Source organism: Undibacterium sp. Ji50W (assembly GCF_049340445.1).
In the GTDB taxonomy this organism is placed as follows: domain Bacteria; phylum Pseudomonadota; class Gammaproteobacteria; order Burkholderiales; family Burkholderiaceae_D; genus Undibacterium.
The window spans coordinates 1-1,005 of sequence record NZ_JBMPOX010000059.1 but is presented as its reverse complement, the minus strand read 5'-3'; the positions used below and the strand labels follow the sequence as shown (position 1 = coordinate 1,005).

The 1,005-nt window shown below is 54.1% G+C and carries 1 pseudogene; it reads left to right on the top strand.

The window, feature by feature from the left end:
• Window positions 1-1,005, top strand: a pseudogene (locus tag ACO0K9_RS27955) (hypothetical protein); the annotation flags it as partial.

Sequence of the window (1,005 nt, the reverse complement as noted above, 5' to 3'; positions counted from 1 at the left end):
ATCAGCTACACCAATCAACTCAACGCTACCTGGACCTATGACTACGATGCAGCAGGACATCTGCTGAGTGAAACCTCGCCAGTCGTCAGCCTGGCCATTGTGGATGCCGGTAGTAGTCTGCATATTGGCACCACCGTCAGTGCTGCCATCGTTACCAGCATGACTTACGATGCACTGGGTAACCTCAGCAGCCGCACCGAAGCCACGGGTAGGCCAGAACAACGCATTACCCGTTATGAATATGATGCACTCGGTCGTCAGGTCAAAACCATCTATGCGCCTACGTCTGTGTATGACGGTGCCGGTGACACGCTGGCCGTGAACGGTGCCAACAGCCTGGCATTTGCCTCAGAAAGACAGGTCACGCTGCAAAGCACGGTCACTTATGACAGCTTTGGTAATGTCATCGCCAGCCGTGATGTGGCCGGTAATTACAGCTACCGCACGTATGACAAGCTGGGCCGTGTCAGTTATGACGTGGATGCACTCGGTAATGTCACTGGTTACAGCCGCAACAGCTTTGGGAATACCACGGCAGTGACGCGCTATGCCACGGCCATCAATACGAGCAGTATCACGGGTAGCGCAGGCAAGGCACCTAGTGCCAGCCAGGTCACGACTGCGCTGGCAGCATCAGACCATAGCCAGGACCGGACGACCACGAGCCGTTATGACCAGTTGGGGCGTGTGATAGAAACCACGGAAGCGGCGACCTGGGTGAATAGTGGGCAAGATGGTGACAGCAGCCTACTGGTGTCTAAAGTGACGCGCTTTAGCTATGATGTGTTTGGTAATCTGAGCCAGACAGCGGTGCTCAACAATCCAGAAACCGACAGCTGGGACATCAGCCGGTACTTCTATGACAAAAAAGGGCAACGTACTGCCAGTATCAATGCGCTGGGTTATGTCACCTCCAAAATCTATGACGCCAATGGCAATGTCACCAGAATCACGGAATATGCCAATGCGGGTAGTGTGGATGGGAATGGTAAGCTGGTCTTGCCT